Raw genomic sequence first — 18,882 nt, forward strand, 5'->3', positions numbered from 1 at the left:
CTCGGGTGCGACGAGGAATCTGGACCACTCACCCCTTGCTCACCGCTCCGGACCGGCCGGAAGTGGTCCGCGCGACCGATCTCGAACAGATCGGGGTGCCGCGCCGGACCATCTCCCGCCGGTGCGCCACGGGCGGGCCCTGGCGAACGCTGCTGCCCGGCATCGTGCTGCTAAGCAGTGGTACCCCGACCGACGAGCACCGGATCCGCGCCGCCTTGCTCCACGCTCGACGGGACGCGGTACTCACCGGCACTTGGGCGCTCCGCCGCCATGGTCTGGAGAGGGTGCCTCGGCAGGAGGAAATCCATGTCCTCATACCGGCCAACCACGGTGTCGCCGACGTCGAGTTCGCCCACGTGGAGCGGACTCACCGCCTTCCCCGTCCTCACCTGCGGGGAGGCCTCCCGGTCGCGCCCGTTCCCCGAGCCGTCATCGACGCCGCCCGAAGGCTCACGAACGGAGACGAGATCCAGGCGCTGATGGCCGAGGCCGTCCAACGCCGCTTCTGCACCACCGACATGCTCTCCCACGAACTCGACCAAGCAGGGCGAGCCGGAACCGCCCTGCCCAGGAAGGCCCTGACCCCACTACTCGCCGGAGCGAGATCCGTCGCCGAAGCCGACGCGTGGCACCTCTGGCAACGCTCCGGTCTCCCACCGGGCCACTGGAACGTCCCGATCTTCGACGCGGACGGGAACTACATCGCCACTCCGGACTTCTGGTGCGACGAGATCGCCTTCGCTTGGGAGATCGACTCCTACCGCCACCACACGAGCCTCGAAGACCATCGTGCCACCGTCGCCCGCAACGCTCGTTACGTCGCCGCGGGAATCGTCGTGCTTCAGACGCTGCCGTCCAGGCTGCGCACCGAGCCGGACCGGGTTCTCAGCGAGCTTCAAGCCGCGTTCTGGTCCGCGCAGAGGCACCCGCGGCCGAACGTCGCGATCAGGCGAACCGCGTAGCGTGAGGAGATTGCAGCCTTTACAGGCACTCTCCCGATACCCGATCGCTGCCCCTCGGCCCCAATGCGGGCAGCGATCCTCTACAAACTCGACGGACTCTCGGCGACCGAGCTTCGCGCGGCACGCGTGGCCACTTGGATGTCAGCCGGGAACTGCTCGACGGCGTCAAGCGGGCCGCGTGAGCCGGTCCACCGCCCACGCCACCACCGGCACCACCGCGACAGCCACCCCGAAGCCCCCGAAAGTGTCCGTCGGGTAGTGCGCCCCCAGCGCCACCTCGGCCCACCCCATCGCGAGCGCCGAGAACGCGACCAGCCCCACCAGCACCCCGGTCCCGCCAAGAGGCCCAAGACCGCGCACGTCGATCACCAGCAGCGCGACGACCGTCGCCACGGTCACCGCGAAAGCCGTGTGCCCGCTGGGATAGGAGAGGAACTCGCCGTGGATCAGCCTGCCGGTCAGGGGTTTCAGGCCGGTGGTCAGCGCCACGGTCACCCCGGAGGCGGCCACCAGCAGGATCGCCGTCCGCGGCCGCCGGTGCCGCAAGCACAGCCAGCCGAACAACGCGATGACCACCACCGCGCCCACCGGTTCGCCCGCGAAGTCGATCGCGGTCGCCAGGTACCAGAGTGGGCCTTCGACCCGGTCGACGACCGGCAGCACGAGGGCGTCCAGTCCGGCGGTGTGGGAGGTTCCGGCGTAACGCACGCCGAGGATGAGGGCGACGAGGAAGCCGCAGGCGCCCAGAGTCCAGAGCGGGACCCGCACCCGCGGCGGGAGAGCGGGCGGGCCGGCGATCACGCGTCGATCGCGGCCTGGTAGCCGCCGATCAGCCGCTCGAGGCCGATCTTCGGCGTGAATTCCTGTTCGTACACCAGCCGGGCCGCCCAGCCCATCTCCTGGTTCCCTTCGGCGTCGCCGACGACCTCCCGCAGCCGTGCCGCGAGCGACTCGGGGTTCCCGGGTTCGTGTAGCAGGCCGGTGACGCCGTCTTCCACCAGTTCGCGGAAGGCGCCGTGGGCAGCGGCGACCGTCGGGACTCCGGCGGCCATCGCCTCGACCACGACCAGGCCGAACGCCTCCAGCCACTCCGAAGGGGCGACGACGGCGTTCGAGCGGGCGATCAGGTCTCGACACTCCTCTTTGGACTGGAGCCCGACATAGCGGACGTCGTCGCGGCCGTGTGCCCAGCGTGCGACCTCGTCCTGCATCGGGCCGGTGCCGGCGATCACCAGCGGCGGCACCGGGCCGCCCACCGCGGCGAGCTGGTCCCAAGCCTTCATCAGCAGGCCGATGCCCTTTTCCTCGGTGATCCGGCCGAGGAACAGCACATGCTCCCCCGCGCCCTTGCGCGTCTTGCCCGGGTCGGCGACGAAGTTGTACTTCACCGCGAGCCGCTCGGCGGGCATCCCGGCGGCGATCAGCACCTCGCGTTGCGCCCGTGAGATGCAGAAGAACCGCGAAACCCCGGACCACCAGCGGTTGCGGTTCAGCAGCAGGCTCGCCGCCATCGGCACGGTGGCGAGCCGCGAGCCGCGGTAGCAGCCGTGCCGCACCGCCGGGATCGGCTTGCGTCCCACGCAATCGGTACAGATATAGCCCTCGCGATACAGCGTGCCGGGAGGGCAGATCAGGGTGTAGTTGTGCACGGTCGCGACCGTCGGGACCCCGGCCTCGGCACACGCGGCCAGCACCGAAGGCGACAGCAGCGGGAACGTGTTGTGGATGTGGACGACGTCCGGCCGGTCCTCGGCGAGGCGCCGGGCCAGTTCCGCGCGTACGGCCCGGTTCCACGGCACCTGAAGCGGGACGACGGCCTTGCGCGGCAGGGACATCTCCGCGATGTCGTCACTGCGCCGCTCGAACAGGCCGACGTCGTGCCCGGCCTCGCCCAGCAGCGCGATCTCCTGGTCGACGACGTTGTTCTCACCGCTTGGCTGCTCGGATCTGTACCGGTTGTGGATCACGAGGACCTTCACGCGGGCTCCTTGAGGAATTCGGGGTCGTCGGCGGGCACACGTACCAGCAGCGACGCGGCCAGGGCCAGGTGCAGCAGGTACGGCGACGCGTCGCCGAGGCCCGCCTCGGTGTAGGAGGCGGAAAGACAGTAGGTGATCAGGAAGATCGCGCACGCCCTGGCGGGCGAGGGCGGCCGCAGCACCGCGACCACGACCAGCACGAGCAGGAACGCCGCCACGATCGCGATCCCGACGAAGCCTTGCTCGTGGTAAACCGCGAGCCAGCTGCTGTCGATCGGGAGACCGTCGTAGGACTTGTCGGTCAGGCCGACGCCGAACAGGTACTCCAGCGTCGTGCGCGGCGCGCTGAGCAGCGCGTCCCACACCTTCGCCCGGCCAGTGAGGCTTGAGAAGTTCTCCTCGGACTGCCCCCGCAGGAACCACGTCTGCAGCAGCCCGCCCAGCACCACCGCGGCGAACACCCCGCCGAGGACCAGCCCGGTGAACACCTTGCGGGCGCGGGCGCTGGACATCCACTGCGACATCAGCGCCACGATGGTTCCGGCCACCAGGCCGAGCATCGCGGTGCGGGTGTGGGTCAGCAGCAGGATCCCGAAGGTCGGGACGATGACGATCAGCGCGTTCCGCCGGTCCAGTTTCCCGCCGAGCCACAACAAGGTCGTGAGGCCGATGACGATGGCCGCGTATTGGCCGACCTGTGGCGGGGTCAACGGCCACAGCGTCCCGGTGAGCCGTCCGCCGTACTCGAACGGCATCGCGTTGCCCGGGCTCAGCGCGAGCCCGATCACCACCGTCACCAGCACCGCGCCGTAGGTGCGGATGTGCTGGCGGACGAGGTCGAGGCCGCCGTTCCACCAGCGGGTCAGCAACCACAGGGTGCCGAGGAAAAGGGTGAACCGGAAGCAGCGGAACAGCGCGCCGAACCCGCCTTCCAGGTTCAGGCTCGCGGCGGTGCTCAGCACCAGCAACACCGTGAGCAGGAAGAGGTAGGCGCTCGGCCTGACCCGCAGCCTGCTGTTCAAGGCCAGTGCGATCAGGAAAGCGGCACCCAGCGAGCCCATGGTGATCAGCTGGCTGACCGACCTCGGCAGTGGAATGACCGTCTTCGCCCCTGTCGAGCCCAGGGTGTTGATGATCAGCAACGTCCAGGCGATGCCGACCGCCTTGGGTGTGCTCCGGCGGATCGCCGCTTCGGTCCGGACCACGGGATCGAGCAAGTCAGCCACCTCCCGCGCGGGCGAACTTGCTGCCCTGGTCCTGACGGTAGGGCGCGCCCTGCCATTCACCGAAGCCCAGCACCCGGCTCGGCTCGAAGGCCACGAAGTTCCACGGCCCGGAGTAGGTGTTGTCGTGGAGCCGGTTCCCCTGGTCGAAGGTGATCGCCTGCTGGACGACCTCGCCCTTGTACGGCGACCAGTCCGGGAACGTGCCGAAGTTCGCGAGCATCGCCATCCGCGCGCAGCTCTCTTCGCAGTTGGCGACGGCCGGGTCGAGCACGAACCGGTTGTGGTGGATCTCGACGCGCTGGGTTTTCCACCGGCAGTCGTCGTTCAGCGGGCCAGCCGCGATCGCGGGCTGCGCGCAGTTCGCCTGTTCGGGCACCAGCCGCGTGCAGGAGCCGGACGACGTGTTGGCCGCGCTGTTGCAGAACCGGTCGGAGTTCTCCCACAGGGTGACCCCGTTCCAGTTGTTCTCGAACGAGTTGCCGGAGATCTCCAGTTTGTCCGTGCGCGCCTTCACCCTCGGCTCGCCGCCGGACTCGGAGATGTAGATCGACGCCACCGGAAAGCTGTCGCCGCGGTCGATGTAGCCCTTGCCGTCCACCCAGTTGTTGCGGCGGAGGGTGTTGCCGCTGATGACGGCGTTGTAGCTGGTCTCGTACATCAGGGCGGAGCCGTCGTTGTTCTCGATGACGTTGCCCTCGATGAGGAAGTCGTTGTTGTTCGTGTCGGCCCACAGTCCGACGCCGCGGTTGTCGTGCACCCAGTTGCCCCGGATGTCGGCGCCGTTGACCGACCAGAACTTGACCCCGCCGGTGCAGCCGCAGCCGTCGATCCTGCTTTCCCAGTCGCCGGTGTTGTTCCCGGTGATCTCGTTGCCCTCGACGAGAAGCCCGGTGATCCCGTTGCTCTGCGCGTACGCGTTCATCCCGTACTGCCCGTTGCGCCGCAGGCAGTTCCCCCGGACCTGTTGCCGCGCGCCCGCCATCAGCGCCGCGCCGTCGTTGTCCTGGACGGCGCTGTGCTCGATGACCCATCCGTCGGCCGAATCGTGGTTGACCACGCCCTCGTCGTGCGGCGCGGCGAAGCCCTGCACGGTCAGGTACTGGATCTTGACGTCGGTGGCGTTGCCGGAGAAGGCGTACTGGTTGATTTTCCGGCCGTCGAGGACCGCTTTGGGGCCACCCACGTAGACGTTGCCCTGCTTTGGGTTGACCTGGTCGTAGCGGTCGTCGCCGAGTTTGTGCGTCCCCGGTGCCAGCCAGAACGTCGTCCCGGCCGGGCTCGACCGCGTCTTCGCGGCGAGGTCGTTCGGCACCGCCGGGTCGATCTTCACCGCCCCCGCCGGCGCTTCCGCCGGACCCGGCGGCAACTTGTCGCACACCTGCGCGGTCGGACCGGACGGCGTCTTGGCCGGATCCGGTCCGGGCCCTGCCTCGTCGGCCGGGGTCGTGCAGGCGGTGAGCGCCAGCGGGCCGAGCAGCACCACTAACGCTGCCCGGCGGAGACGATGCGGTCGTGCGGTCACGATGGGGGATCCTCGTTACCTGTGTCGAAGGTGAGCTGGGTGGACAACGCGCCCTCGGCGCCCACGGTTCCGGCTCCGAGCAACGTCCACGCGGGCTCGCGGCGGCCGAACCCGGCCGAGTACCAGCCGAGCGGCGGAGTGGTCTCGCCGCGGTGTGCCGACCAGCGTAGTTCCGGTGGCAGTTCGAGCGAAGCCTGCCGCTCCTGGCCGTCGACCGTCCACGACAGCGTCGCCGTCCCGCCGGAAAGCGCGACCTCGACGGCCGGGCCGAAGTGGAACGCGAGACGGCACCGTCGCGCCTCACCGCCGCGAACCTCGTCCAGGATCCGCAGCGTCGAGTCCTCCAGTTCCACCGACCGCTGATGGACCGCCGGGGCGTAGCCGTCGTGTTCGGCACTCCAGCGCGACGGCGTTCCGGCCCCGATCACGGTGGTGACGGCGTGTTTCGTCCACAGGAACGGGCCACCGGAAACGGACTGGTCGGTGTCACCGAGTTCGAGGGTGTTGTGCGCGGCCGTCGACCGGAAATACGAACGCCACTTCGGTTCACCGTGGTAGCAGTAGGTTCCAGGATCGGCGAGGATGTCGACACCGTCGTGCCGGACCTCCACCGACAGCGCGTCCGCGTGCGCGTGCGCGGCGATGGACAGGAAGCCGTGCGGTCCACCGTCGCAGCGGCACCAGATCTCGCCGCCACGCAGGATGGTCATCCCGGCGTCGGCGAAGTCGTCCCGCCGCCGGGCCGGGCGCCGCGAGCCGACCTGGATGTCCCTGGCCAGCGCGGAGAAGAGCGGGGTACGGACATCCCCGCCGGGTACCTCCGGCCACCAGTCCAACCGTCCGAAAAGGACTGATCCGGTGTTGAGCAACGACGCCCAGCGGCTGGTTTCGTCACCGACAGCGCCATCCACGATGAGACCGAAGCCGTCGTCGGCGTCACCTTGCCGCGGCGGCCGCAGCCGGTTGTCCACCATGGACGCCAGCGCGTCGGTCATCCGCAGCAGCACGAGCCAGGTCGACTCGGGCACCACGACACCGGCGGCCTTCGCCTCCAGCGCACCGGCGAGCCCCAGTTCCAGGACGAGCCCGTGATACTCGGTGGCGAGCTCACGGTTGATACCGGAGTCGAAGGTGTTGTGCCGCAACATCTTGTCCAGCGACGCCAGCGCCGAATCCCGCCACTGGCCCGATTCCGGGAACCAGTCGAACGCGCAGGCGGCGGCGAGTTGCCCGGCGTCCTCGGCGATCACGTGGTTGTTCGCCGACGAACCCCGGCTCGGGAACGCGGCAAGCCAGCGCTGGTGCTGCCAGATCTGGGTGAGCGCCACCGGATTGTCCTCGAACAGCGCCGGTGCCTGCGCCCAGCCGTCGAGCAGCCGCCGGACCCACACCCACGACAGCAGCCGGATGCCGAGTTCGATCCCGCTGACCCAGTGCACCCCGCGCATCGGCGGGTTCGCCGCCCACCACGACTTCAGGTGCGCGGCGACACGCTCGGCGTACCGGTCCTCACCGGTCAGGGCGTACGCGGCGGCCAGCACGGTGAGGTGCTGATGCCGGGACGGCTCCCAGATCTGCTTGATGTCACCGACGGCGTCCTCGCTCCGATACGGGATGTCGAAGGAGTACACATCGGACGGTGCTCGGCGTCCGGTCTTCGGGTCGTACGACCAATCCGGGTCGGCGAGGTCGTCCCGCTCGACACCGAAGTACTCGGCACGGCCGTCCATGAGCCGGTCCGCCTTGACGAGCAAACCTTTCACCGCCTCACCGGAGACGCTGGCGAGGATGTCTTCGCCCGGCACCCGCGTGAACCGCCGGTCCGGCAGCCAGGACGCCTGCTCGCCCGCGACCCCGCGCCACTGGCGTTTGCGCACGACGTCGGTGACCCGGCCCGCGACCTCGGCGGGCCCCATCCTCGACAGTCTTCGCAGGTACCAGGACGGATCCATCAGCCAAGGCCCTCCGTGTCCTTGTCGGTGAACCCGCGGCCGCGATCGACGTCGGCAGGGCGCTGGTCGGTAGAACACGTCACGATGGACGCGGAGGGCGCCCTGCCACCGCGATAGCGGGGCCCACGGCCGGGCGGGTTCACGCGTGTGGTCACTTCCCCGACGTCCTCTCAGCTCCGCCACCGTGCTCAGCGGCGTTGATCCGCACCGGCGAACCGGTTTCCAGGCTGCGGTTGACCGCGAGCGTGGCCAGCGTCGTCGAAACGAGCGAGTCGACGGACACCGGCATCGAGACGCCGGTCTTCAGCGCGTTGACGAACGCTTCGAGTTCGGCGGCCTGACCCTTGTCACGCCCCTTGGGGATGCGGGAACTGGCCCACTTCTTGCGGCCGAACACCGAGGCACGCGCGAAGTCGTCGAACTTCAGCACCTTGCCGTCGGCGGTGACGTCGATCGTCTCCTTGGGGAACGCCGACGAACCGCTGGTGGTGTAGGCGATCGACGCTGTCGAGCCGTCCGGGTAGCGCAGCAGGATCTGCAGGTCCTGATGCCCCGGCGTCGCGGTGGCGTACACCGAAACCGGGTCGGACCCGAGCAGCCAGCTGACCGTGTCGATGAAGTGACCCCCCTCGCCCGCGAAGCGCGAACCCTCGCTGTCGGCCTGGTTGTACCAACTGCCGGCGTCGAGCTGACCGGCGTTGACCAGGTACCGCACCGAAGCCGGGCCGATCCGCGGTCCGAAGTTGAGCACCGACTCGTTCAGCAGCGGGGCGAACCGGCGGTTGAAGCCGACCTGCAACCGGTCGTTGCCGGATTCTTCGATCGCACCGAGCACGACCTCGAGTTCCTTTTCCGACAGCGCGAGAGGCTTTTCTACGAAGACGGCCTTGCCCGCGAGCAGCGCCCGCCGGGTCAGCTCGGCGTGCGAGCTGTGCCGGGTCACGATGAACACCGCGTCGATGGCGGAGTCTTCGAGCATCGTATCGAGATCGGTGGAGGCGCGGGCGAAGCCGAACTTGCGCTGGGCGTTCGCGCCCGAGAGCGCGGAGGTGGTGACGACCTCGGTCAGGTGGACGTGCTCCATCTCCGCCAGCCGCGGCAGGAGCATCGAGGACGCGTAGTTACCCGCGCCGATGAACCCGATCCGCACGCCACCGGCCTTCGGCGCCGCGCGAACGGCCGAGGGTTTGGGCGCGGAAACCGAGGTGACGGCCTGCTCGCCGACGCCTGCCGTCCGCTTCTCGTATTCGAACAGCACCGCGACGGCCTTGAGCTCGCCCTCGTTCAGCTTCCGGTACGTCTCGACGGCGTCGGAGAAGTCCGAGGTGTGCGAGATCAGCGGCTCGACGTCGAGACGGCCGCTGCCCATCAGGTCGACGACGCATTCGAGGTTGCGGCGCTCGGTCCAGCGAACCTGACCGATCGGGTAGTCCCTGCCCTCGAGTTCGTACTCCGGGTCGTAGCGGCCGGGGCCGTACGAGCGGGAGAACCGGACGTCGAGTTCCTTTTCGTAGTAGGCGTTCCACGGCAGGTTCAGCGAGCACTTGCCGATGTCGATCACCCGCCCGCGGTCGCGGCTCAGCTTCGCGGCCAGCTCCACCGGCTCGTTCGTGCTGCCGCCCGCGGCGAGGTACACCTGATCGACGCCGTGCCCGGCGCTGATCTCCGCGACCACGGTGTCGATGACACCGGATCCCGGGTCGCCGCAGTTGAGCGCGCCGAGCTGCTCGGCCAGCGCGCAGCGGGTCGGGTCCGGGTCGACGCCGACGACGCGGACACCGGAGGCGACCAGCAGCTGGACGACCAGCTGGCCGATCAGACCCAGCCCGATGACCAGCGCGATGTCGCCGATCTGCGGTTCACCGCGCCGGACGCCCTGCATCGCGATCGAACCGACCGTGCCGAACGCGGCATGCCTCGGGTCGACGCCGTCGGGAACCTTGGCGTACAGGTTCTTGGGCACCCAGTTCAGTTCCGAGTGCAGCGCGTGCTCGTTTCCGGCGCACGCCACGAGATCCCCGACGGCGACGTCGTGGATCCCCGAGCCGACCTCTTCCACCACGCCACAGAGCGAATACCCCAAGGGGGTGTAGGAGTCGAGTTTGTTCATCGCCTTGCGGTAGGTGGCGCCCAGCCCGTTCGTCGCGACGCTCTGCATCACCTTCGCGACCTGGTCCGGCCGCGCCTTCGCCTTGCCCACCAGGGAAAGACTCGCCTCCGACACCTTCATCATCTCGGTGCCGGTGGAGATCAGCGAATAGGCGGTGCGGACCAGCACACCCCCCGGTTTGCACGCGGGGACCGGAACGTCGAGGAGCGCCAGCTCCCCGCTCTTGTAGTTCTGCACTACCTGCTTCACGTCGCTCCTAATGGGGGTAAGGCAAGGTGAGATGTGGAGGCGGAGGTATCGCGTGGGTCGGGCTGGTCGTGAGTAGCGCACGGACATGTCGCGAAAGCCACTTTCGGGACATCTGATGTCCCGAAAGTGGCTTTCGCGACACCCAGAGCACTCACGACCCACCTGGCCGAGCTGGGGTGGATCGGGCCGAAAGGGCGCCGCGATACCAGTACTCGAGGGTCAAGATGTGCCAGAGATGTTTGGACCGGTCCTGCTGCCCGGACGCGTCTTCGTCGACGAGCCGTTGCAGGGCCTCACGACGGAGGAACCCGGCCTTCACCAATTCGCCTTCGTTCGTCACCTCGCGCACCAGTGGCGCGAGGTCGCGGCTCATCCAGGCCCGCAGTGGTGCGCTGAACAGCCCCTTCGGCCGGTGCACGATCTCGGCGGGGAGGATCGACAGCGCTGCCTCTTTCAACGCCATCTTCCCTTGGCGCTTCACGATCTTCTTGTCACCGGGGATCCGGAACGCGGCCTTCACGACCTCGATGTCGACGAACGGCGTCCGCACCTCGGTGGAGGCGGCCATGCTGGACCGGTCGGTGTAGGCGAGGTTGAGCCCCGGCAGGAACAGCCGGGAATCGGCGAGGCACATGCGGTTCACGAAGTCCGACAAGGTGTTGTCGTGATAGGTGTCCGCGTGCTCGGTGATCACGTCGTCGACAGCGCCCGCGAGATCCGGGTTCAGCAGCCCCACGAGCTCGGCCTGGTCGTACATCGTGTAGCTGCGCCGGAACGCGGTCTCCTCCGGCAGTTCCGCGAACGAGAGGAACCGCTTGGCGAACCGGACCGAACGGAACCCGCGCTTCGAGGTCGCCACCGGCAGTCTGTCCACAACGGACTCGATGGGGCGGCGGACCAGACCGGGAACCCGCTGGTACCGCACGGCGATCTTGTTCGCGAGGTGCTTGCGGTACCCGGCGAACAGCTCGTCGGCGCCCATGCCCGACAGCATCACCTTGACACCCGCCTCGCGGGCGGCGGTGCAGATCAGGTAGCTGTTGATCGCGGCCGGGTCGCCGATCGGCTCGTCGAGGTGGTAGGTCATCCGCGGCAGCAGGTCCAGCACCTGCGGCGCGATCTCGATCTCGTGCAGGTCGACACCGAACTTCGCGGCGACCCTCTTCGCGTACATCAGATCGTCCGGCATCGCCTCGAACTTCGCGTCCTCTGCCCGGAAACCGATGGTGTACGCGGAGATCCCGGGGTTTTCGCGCGCGGCGAGCGCGGTCAGGTAGCTGGAGTCGAGGCCGCCGGAAAGGAACGTCGCGACCGGCACGTCGGCCATCAGGTGCTTGCGCGTGGAGTCCTCGATGACGGCGTTGAGGTCGAACTCCCCCTCGTAGTCCGCGCCTTCCTCGGCGACCTGGCGCAGTGACCAGAAGGTGCCGCGCTCCACGTCGCCGTTCGGCCGGAAGCGCGCCCAACTGCCCGGAGGCAGCTTCTCGGCCTCGGTGAACGCGCAACGCCCGTCCGGGACCCAGTAGTAGAGCAGGGAGGCGACGAGCGCGGTGTCGTCGACGGTCAGCGAGCCGCCGAGTTCGGTGGCCAAGGCCTTCAGCTCGGAGGCGAACGCGACGCCCTTGCCTCGGCGCACCATGAACAGGGGTTTGATGCCCAGCTGGTCTCGGACCAAGGTCAAAGCGCCGGTGCGCTCGTCGAAGACGCCGAACGCGAACATGCCGCGAAGGCGGTGCAAGCCGTCGGTGCCCCACTCGCGCCAGGCTTCCAGCAGGACCTCGGTGTCGGACGTCCCCCGGAAGCGCACGCCCGCCGCTTCGAGTTCCTTCCGCAGCTCCGGCGAGTTGTACAGCTCGCCGTTGTAGGTCAGCGCGAGGCCGTCCTTGACCATCGGCTGTGCGCCGGTCTCGGTCAGGTCGACGATCGACAGCCTGCGGTGTCCTAGATGGACTTCCCCGGCACCGGCACGATGGTCGTACCGGCCCGAACCATCCGGTCCGCGATGGGCGATGATCTTGGTGAGCCGATCGGTGAGCGGTCCCCCGTCCGGCCAGAAGTAGGCCCCTGCGATGCCGCACATCTACTTTCGCTCCCTATAGCGCTTCGGCGTTGTCCGGTGACACGGGCGAGAATCGTTTGGTCGGCTGGTCGGCGTTGTTGTCGTGGTCTTCGGGCCGCTTGTACGGCGTCGGAGGACGTCGACGCGCGCTCTTCTTCTCCCTCGGCGGCTCCAGCACCCACTCGACGGTGCGTTCCGCGTCCGTCTCGACCGGCACCACCCTCGAGAGCCGCCGCACCGGGGCGTCCTCGTCGGGGAACATCTCGACCGGTTTCGGCGCGGGCCTGGCGACCCGCTCGGCCATGACCTTCCGCTGCGGGACGACCGGGCGGGCGGGCGCCACCGGCCGCGCGGGCACGGGCACCGGCGACGGCACGGCACCGGCGCGCCCCCGCAACGCGGTGTGCAGGCCGTCCCACAGCGTCCCGTCGGTGTGGTCGCGCGGATCGGGATCCACCACGACGACCCCGACGATCGGGATCCGCCGGTCGGCCAGTTGCCGCGCGACGGTGTGCAGCCATTCGGTGTTCGCGTGCCCGGTCTGGACGACGAGGATCGTTTCGGCGCCGAGGAATTCAAGGTCGGTCCACGCCGTCCCCGGTTCGATCGACCCGACGCCGATGCGACGTTCCTTACCGGCCGCCGGCACGTCGCCGCGCTCCAGCACCTGGACCGGCCCTTCGCCTGCCAGCTCGCGAAGATTCACCTTCGGCAGGTCGTCGACGAGCGAGACCGGCCCCTTCTCCGCCAGTTCGCGCGCCATGTCGACAGCGAGCGCGGCGGTGACCTTGCGGGCGCCGAGGTCGAGCACCGACACCGAACCGCCCTCCTGCCGGACGGCACGGACCAGGGTCGTCGCGACCCGCTGCCGCCGGGTGGCCGCGTGCGAGACCCGCAGGAAACGCGGCGGCTTCGGCAACTGCGCGATGACCGAGGCGCCGAGGTGCCGCGAGATCTCGCGGCGCAGCACCGGCCGGTCCTTCACCACGCTCGTGACGGCCGCGAGCGCGAGTCCGGCGAGCAATCCCAGCGCGAAACCGATCCCGGCGTCGGTGGCGAGGGTCTTGAGCAGCGAATGCGGCAGGATCCGCGGTGCGTCCACGATCTGCGTCCCGGCGGCCACCTTCGGCGTCCCGATGCCCGCTTCCTGCGCGCGACCGTCGTAGTCGGAGATCTTCGAGTTCAGTTCGGCCCGGCGCGAGTAGAACCGCTCCAGCTGGGCGGGGTTGGCGTTGCGGCCCTTGGCCTCTTCGGCGACGATCCCGCCTTCGATCGTGGTGAGCTCGTTCTGGGCCAGGTTACGCTGATCCAGCAAGGCCTTCTGGGTCGCCGCCGCGGCCGCCTGGTTGCGGGCGATGTACTCGGTGATGAAGGCGTCGGAAATCGCCTGCGCGCGGGCCAGCGCCTCGTCCTCGCTCTTTCCCTTGACCGTCAGCTGGAGGACGTTGTTCGTCAGGCCCAGCCCCTCGTAGTCCTTGAGGAATTCCTCCGGTGCCTGGGTGCTGTTCAGCTTCTTCAGTGCCTCGTTGGCGATCTTCGTCGTCTGGAGCACGGCGACGTCGGTCCGCATCAGCGTCCCGCTGTCGGTCGGCGAGTCGTCGGGGTGGATGACCAGGATCTGCGCCACGGCGGTCGGCGGCGACGGCAGGAACAGCGCGACCAGCCCGCCGGCGATCAGCCCCACCAGCGCGGTGGCCAGCCACAGTCGACGGCGTCTGCGTACCGAGACGACCAGCCGCTGGAGGTCGACGAGCGGCTCGGACTTCGCTTTTTCGGCGCTGGTCACGCTGTACCTGCCAGTGCTTCGTGATCGGTGGGGGTGGAGGCGCCGGATCGGGTGCGGGTCGGCCGGACCGGACGGGTCAGCACGGTGCCCACCACGGTGACACCGGCGTCGGCACAGGCTTCGGCGATCCCGACCAGCTCCCAGGCCGGCCGGGAACCGAGGCTCGACACCACGAGGACACCTTCGGCGTCGGTGTCTCCGACGACGGGCCGCACCGGGGAAACCGTCACAGGAGTGAACCACCGGTCGGCGAGACCGGCGATCCGCTCGGCGGCCGCCCGCCCGGCGTGGTCACCGTCGGCGGTCAGCACGAGCAGCCGCCGGTGCGGGAGCCGGGAAAGCAGGCGCCGGTACTGGACGTCGGAGTCGAGCTCGTCGGCGAACACGTCGACCCGCGGGATGTTCCACGGCTTGTCGTCACGGAGGAGCTTGGCCCGCAAACCGGTCCCGGCCGGCTGCTCGTCCACGACGTCGAAGGTGGCCAGCACCGGGCCGCCGAGCGCCGCGGCGATCTCCGCTTCGTCCCGCAGCCGCCGGTCGGTGCGGGCGGTGAAGAGGTGCCCGAACAGGCCGATGAGGAAGAACAACACCGCGCCGCCGAGCGCGAGCTGCCCCACCGTGGGTGCCGCGGCCGCGGACGGCAGCTCGGCCGAGCCCAGTACGACGATGTTGCCGTGACCGCTGGCGGTGTCGGCCGCGTTCAGGCTGGACATCGCCGACTCGATCGACGAGCGCAGGCCTTGCAGTTCGGTGCGGAGCTGGACGCTCTCCACCGTCGTCTTGCCCTCGTTGACCTTCGCGGAGAGTTCGCTGATTCGCTGGTTGGTCTGCGCGACCTGCTGCCGCAACGTCTCGCGACGCTCCTGCGCCAGCTGCACCGCGGCGTCACCGGAACCGGCGATGATCTGCGTGGAGTACTTCACGAACTCCTGCGCGAGCTGGTCCGCCATCCGCTGCGTCTGTTCGGCGGTGTCACCAGTGGTCTCGATGGTGATCACATTGCCCTGTGCGACCGAAGTGGCCACCTTGTCCCGCAGATCGGCACCGGTCTCACCGTCTCCGAGGACGGCGGCGGCCCGGTCGAGGACGACCGAGCTGGTCGCCACCTCGGCCTGGGTGAGCAGTTCGTCCGCCTCGCGCGGGCCCTGAAGCAGCACGCTGGACGTGGTCCGGTAGCCGGGGGAAAGGATCACCGACGATCCCGCGCCGATGAGGGCACCGAGGACGGCGAGGACCACCAAGGTCCGCCATCGTCCGCGCAGAACCTGCCCGATCATGGACAGGCGCACCGTATCGTCAGTCAAACCGGGATCTCCCATCGGCGCGTTTTCGTGCGGCATCAATCCCGTCGGCTCGAACGCGGCGTTGGTTACAGGATTGCCCGAGTCTTGTTCGAAACGCGACCGGGGAGTCGATCAACGGACCGCGGCGGCATAGGCCGCGAGCAGGGCTTTCTGGGAGTTCTTCCAGGAGAGCGGACCGGCGACGCGCTCCCTGCCCAGCTCGCCCATCTTCGCCCGCTCCTCCGGGGAGTCGAGCAGGTGCGCGATCAGCTTCGCGAACTCCGGCTCGTCGTTCGCCGGCGCGTACAGCGCGGCCTCCCCGGCCGAGACACGGGCCTCCCGCAGTTCGAAGGAGACGATCGGACGGCTCATCGCCATGTACTCCATGATCTTGTTCATGGTCGACACGTCGTTGAGCGGGTTCAGGGGATCCGGCGAAAGACAGACGTCGGCCGAGGACAGGTAGCGCAGGAGATCTTCGTCGGAGATCCGGCCGGTGAACTCGACCTGGTCGTCCAGCTCGAGTTCCTTGGACAACGCCACCATGGCGTCGAAGGCGTCACCGGAACCGATGAACACGGCGTGCCAGTCAACGCGGCCGACCTCGTCACGCAGCGAAGCGAGCGCACGCAACGCGTAGTCGACGCCGTCCTGCGGGCCCATCACGCCGAGGTACGCCAGCAGATGCGGCTTGCCCTTCTTCAGCTCGGGCTCGGGCGGGACCAGGTGGAACCTCTCGACCACGGGCGCGCTGCGCACGACGAAGACGTCGTCCGGTGACTTGCCGCCGCGTTGCACCGCGACGTCCTTGTAGCTCTCGTTGGTCGCGATGACGACGTTCGCCGTCTTGTAGGTGCGGCGCTCCAGCGCGCAGACCGCGCGGTAGAGGAAGTCCTCGCCGCGGTCGAAGCGCGAGAGGTACAGCTCCGGGCAGAGGTCGTGCTGGTCGAAGATGAACTTCGCGCCCTGGCGTTTGAGGTACAGCGCGACCAGGAACAGCATGTCCGGCGGGTTGCAGGCGTGCACGACGTCCACCCGGCCGACCTTGCGGGCGAGCCGGAGCGTGTGCCACAGCGCGGAGCCGTACTCCTGGACGTATCCGGCCGGACCACCGGTGGCGGCCTTGAGCGGGTAACGCAGGATGTGGACGCCGTCGATGGTGACTTCGGCCTCGGCGTCCCGCTTCGTCCCTTGTGGACAGATGACGTGGACTTCCCAGCCGGCGCCCGAAAGCGTCTGGCATTCCTGCCACACACGGCGATCGAAGGGGACGGAAAGGTTCTCGACGAGGATGAGAGCTTTACCAGGCAAGACCGACATATCCCTCTTCAGTCCGGCGCCGGTCGGCGTCGGGTACGCGGACGAGATCGATGATGGTGTGGCCGCCGCCCGCCGGGAGCGCCGCGAGGACGTCCGGGTCGGTGCAGCCGATGAGACAGACCTCGGCGTGGTCGATGACCTCGTCGACGGAGCCGGCCAGCAACTGGCCGAGATGCGGCAGCCTGCCCTCGATGTACTCGCGGTTCGCGCCCATCAGCCGCGAAAGGCTTACGTTGGCATCGTAGATGCGGAGGTCGTAACCCTTGCCGAGCAGGCGCTCCGCGAGCTCGACGAGCGGGCTTTCGCGAAGGTCGTCGGTGCCGGGTTTGAAGGACAGGCCGAACAGCCCGACCTTCCGTTTGCCGGTGCGCGCGACCAGGTCGAAGGCACGCTGGAGGTGTTCGTCGTTGGACGGCAGGACGTGCGCCAGGATCGGGACGGCGACGTCCGCGCGCTGCGCGGCGTAGACCAGGCCGCGCAGATCCTTGGGGAGGCACGAGCCGCCGAAGGCGAACCCGGGGCGGAGGTAGGCGGGGCTGATGTTGAGCTTGCGGTCGGCGAGGAAGACGTCGATCACCTGGTGCGAATCGAGTCCCAAGGCGCGGCAGATGGCACCCAGCTCGTTCGCGAAGCCGATCTTGAGCCCGTGGAAGGAGTTGTCGGCGTACTTCGTCATCTCGGCGACGGGGATCGCCACGCGGAAGACTTCGCCGGGAAGCCCTTCGTAAAGCGCCGCCACGACGTCGCCGCTGGCCGCGTCGAGCTCGCCGATGACGGTCTTGGGCGGGTCGTAGAAGTCCTTGACGCTGCTGCCCTCGCGCAGGAACTCGGGGTTCACCGCGACACCGAAGTCGACGCCGGCGGTGAGACCGGACGACTTCTCGAGGATGGGGACCAGCAGGTCGAGGCAGGTACCCGGCAGCATGGTGCTGCGGAAGACGACGGTGTGCCGTTGCGTCTTGGTCTTGAGCGCTTCGCCGATCTCATCGGCCACGCGCTCCAGGAACGCCGTCGACAGGCTGCCGTTCGGCGCCGACGGGGTACCGACGCAGATCAGGGACACTTCGCTGTCCGCGATCGCCTGTCTGACGTCGGTGGTCGCTCTCAGCGCACCGCTCGCGACGACCTCCACGGTCAGTTCGCCGATGCGCTCCTCGACCACCGGCGCCTTGCCGCTGGAGATGAGGTCGATCTTCACCGGGTTCACGTCGACCCCGACGACCTCGTGCCCGCGCCCCGCCAGGCACGCCGCCGACACACAACCGACGTAACCGAGCCCGAAGACACTGATCTTCATGACGAATTCCTCCAGCCGCATGCCGCTGAGGAGTTGGTCGGCCGGAGGACCGGGTTCGTTACCGCCGCCGCGAGTTCGCCTGCTTTTGACGGAATGCCTGTGCGGCAAGGGAATTACTCATCGCTCAAGCGGTCGGAAACGCTACAGGCGGGACGTAAGGGTTTTGTCTCGATCTGCCGTACACGCCGGAACGTCCTCGCGGTTGCCTTCTGGTAACGCCGGAATGTTCCGTACTGGGCTTCGCTTACCTGCGTCGTACCTGGCCCGCGGGCTGACGATGCGGGAGTCGGGACGTTCAGTGTCCCAATTCCCACCTCACCCCGGCACAGCCGCTTCGCCTGGCGGAAGTACATGAAGGCCCCCTTCCTTGCGCCTAGCGCAGGGAAGGGGGCCTTCATGTACTCGAAAAGGGGCTTCACACGTCGCGAGGTTCGGTCAGCCCTGGACGATGGACAAGCCTGGAGACTCGGGCCAGCACCCGTCCCGCTCGACGGTACAGGCCGGCCCGATCAGCGAGTACGCCGTCGATCCACTCCTGGTCGACGTCGTACCGGACCTTGGTCCGCGGACGCAACAAGCCGTCGCGTGACGTCGCGCCGCCTTCCGTGGTGTAGATCCTCGTCGCGCCGGAACGCCGGAGCCTGCTGAGCACCCGCCGGTCGTAGGCGCCGAACGGCGGCACGTACGCGCGGACGGGCTTCCCGCTCAGGTCGGCGAGCAGCCTCGGCGCGACTTCGAGTTCACGCTGGGCGTGCCTGTCGTCGAGCCGCCGCCAGTCACGGTGCTCCCAGCCGTGCGAACCGATCGTCATCCCCGCTTCGACCAACTCGCGGAGGCCGTCGGCGTCGACGAAGCCCCGCTGGCCGATGCGGCCGGCCAGCGGAAAGAACTCCGCCGTGAGGTCGCGCTCGAGCAGTTTCGGCAGCACGATCTCGACGTCGGAGGAGTTGCCGTCGTCGAAGGTGAGCCCGACGTCTTCACATCCGGTCACCGCGTCGAGCACCCGCTCGAACTGCTCGACGGTCACCCACGTTTCGTTTTCGCCCGGATCCAGCGCGCGCACGGGTCTGCCCACGCCGCCGATCGCCAGGATCACCATCCGCACCTCATTCGGGACCGAGTGTTTCCCGATTAATC

General features: G+C 68.6%; 13 protein-coding genes. 1 reads left to right on the forward strand and 12 read right to left on the reverse strand.

Annotated features, from left to right (window positions below; genetic code table 11):
• Nucleotides 1–5: 5 nt before the first annotated feature.
• Complete coding sequence (locus tag ACM6LR_RS03190) at nt 6–962, forward strand: hypothetical protein (protein WP_414936010.1); 957 nt, start codon at nt 6–8, stop codon at nt 960–962.
• A 165-nt stretch (nt 963–1,127) separates the two neighbouring features.
• On the opposite strand, the gene ACM6LR_RS03195 is transcribed toward ACM6LR_RS03190, so the two are convergent.
• The 12 genes from ACM6LR_RS03195 to ACM6LR_RS03250 form a co-directional block, all read right to left on the reverse strand.
• A complete protein-coding gene (locus tag ACM6LR_RS03195) occupies nt 1,128–1,763 on the reverse strand; it encodes a phosphatase PAP2 family protein (protein WP_414936011.1) in 636 nt (211 codons plus the stop codon).
• The gene (locus tag ACM6LR_RS03200) at nt 1,760–2,941 is read right to left on the reverse strand and encodes a glycosyltransferase family 4 protein (protein WP_414943122.1); all 1,182 of its coding nucleotides are present in this window, start codon (nt 2,939–2,941) and stop codon (nt 1,760–1,762) included. The genes ACM6LR_RS03195 and ACM6LR_RS03200 overlap by 4 nt, the downstream gene beginning before the upstream one ends.
• Complete coding sequence (locus ACM6LR_RS03205) at nt 2,938–4,158, reverse strand: O-antigen ligase domain-containing protein (RefSeq protein ID WP_414936013.1); 1,221 nt, start codon at nt 4,156–4,158, stop codon at nt 2,938–2,940. The genes ACM6LR_RS03200 and ACM6LR_RS03205 overlap by 4 nt, the downstream gene beginning before the upstream one ends.
• 1 nt (nt 4,159) lies before the next feature.
• The gene (locus tag ACM6LR_RS03210; RefSeq protein ID WP_414943123.1) at nt 4,160–5,689 is read right to left on the reverse strand and encodes a right-handed parallel beta-helix repeat-containing protein; all 1,530 of its coding nucleotides are present in this window, start codon (nt 5,687–5,689) and stop codon (nt 4,160–4,162) included.
• Nucleotides 5,686–7,641 carry an alginate lyase family protein gene (locus tag ACM6LR_RS03215; RefSeq protein WP_414943124.1) on the reverse strand — a complete coding sequence of 652 codons (1,956 nt, stop codon included), beginning with the start codon at nt 7,639–7,641 and terminating at the stop codon, nt 5,686–5,688. The genes ACM6LR_RS03210 and ACM6LR_RS03215 overlap by 4 nt, the downstream gene beginning before the upstream one ends.
• A gap of 151 nt (nt 7,642–7,792) precedes the next feature.
• Nucleotides 7,793–10,000, reverse strand: a complete 2,208-nt coding sequence (locus ACM6LR_RS03220) for a bi-domain-containing oxidoreductase (RefSeq protein WP_414943125.1) — start codon at nt 9,998–10,000, stop codon at nt 7,793–7,795.
• Nucleotides 10,001–10,151: 151 nt separating this feature from the next.
• Nucleotides 10,152–12,080, reverse strand: coding sequence for an asparagine synthase (glutamine-hydrolyzing) (asnB, locus tag ACM6LR_RS03225; protein WP_414943126.1), 1,929 nt, complete (start codon nt 12,078–12,080; stop codon nt 10,152–10,154).
• Nucleotides 12,081–12,093: 13 nt separating this feature from the next.
• Nucleotides 12,094–13,845: a Wzz/FepE/Etk N-terminal domain-containing protein gene (locus ACM6LR_RS03230; protein ID WP_414943127.1), complete on the reverse strand. Its 1,752-nt coding sequence runs from the start codon at nt 13,843–13,845 to the stop codon at nt 12,094–12,096.
• Nucleotides 13,842–15,122 (reverse strand): exopolysaccharide biosynthesis protein, encoded by a 1,281-nt coding sequence (locus ACM6LR_RS03235; protein ID WP_414943234.1) that lies wholly within the window; start codon nt 15,120–15,122, stop codon nt 13,842–13,844. The genes ACM6LR_RS03230 and ACM6LR_RS03235 overlap by 4 nt, the downstream gene beginning before the upstream one ends.
• Nucleotides 15,123–15,260: 138 nt before the next feature.
• Nucleotides 15,261–16,448 carry a glycosyltransferase family 4 protein gene (locus tag ACM6LR_RS03240; protein WP_414936019.1) on the reverse strand — a complete coding sequence of 396 codons (1,188 nt, stop codon included), beginning with the start codon at nt 16,446–16,448 and terminating at the stop codon, nt 15,261–15,263.
• Nucleotides 16,429–17,745, reverse strand: coding sequence for a nucleotide sugar dehydrogenase (locus ACM6LR_RS03245; RefSeq protein ID WP_414943128.1), 1,317 nt, complete (start codon nt 17,743–17,745; stop codon nt 16,429–16,431). The genes ACM6LR_RS03240 and ACM6LR_RS03245 overlap by 20 nt, the downstream gene beginning before the upstream one ends.
• A gap of 415 nt (nt 17,746–18,160) precedes the next feature.
• Nucleotides 18,161–18,844, reverse strand: coding sequence for a polysaccharide deacetylase family protein (locus ACM6LR_RS03250; protein WP_414936021.1), 684 nt, complete (start codon nt 18,842–18,844; stop codon nt 18,161–18,163).
• Nucleotides 18,845–18,882 lie beyond the last annotated feature (38 nt).

Source organism: Amycolatopsis sp. cmx-11-32 (assembly GCF_047608695.1).
Taxonomy (GTDB): domain Bacteria; phylum Actinomycetota; class Actinomycetes; order Mycobacteriales; family Pseudonocardiaceae; genus Amycolatopsis.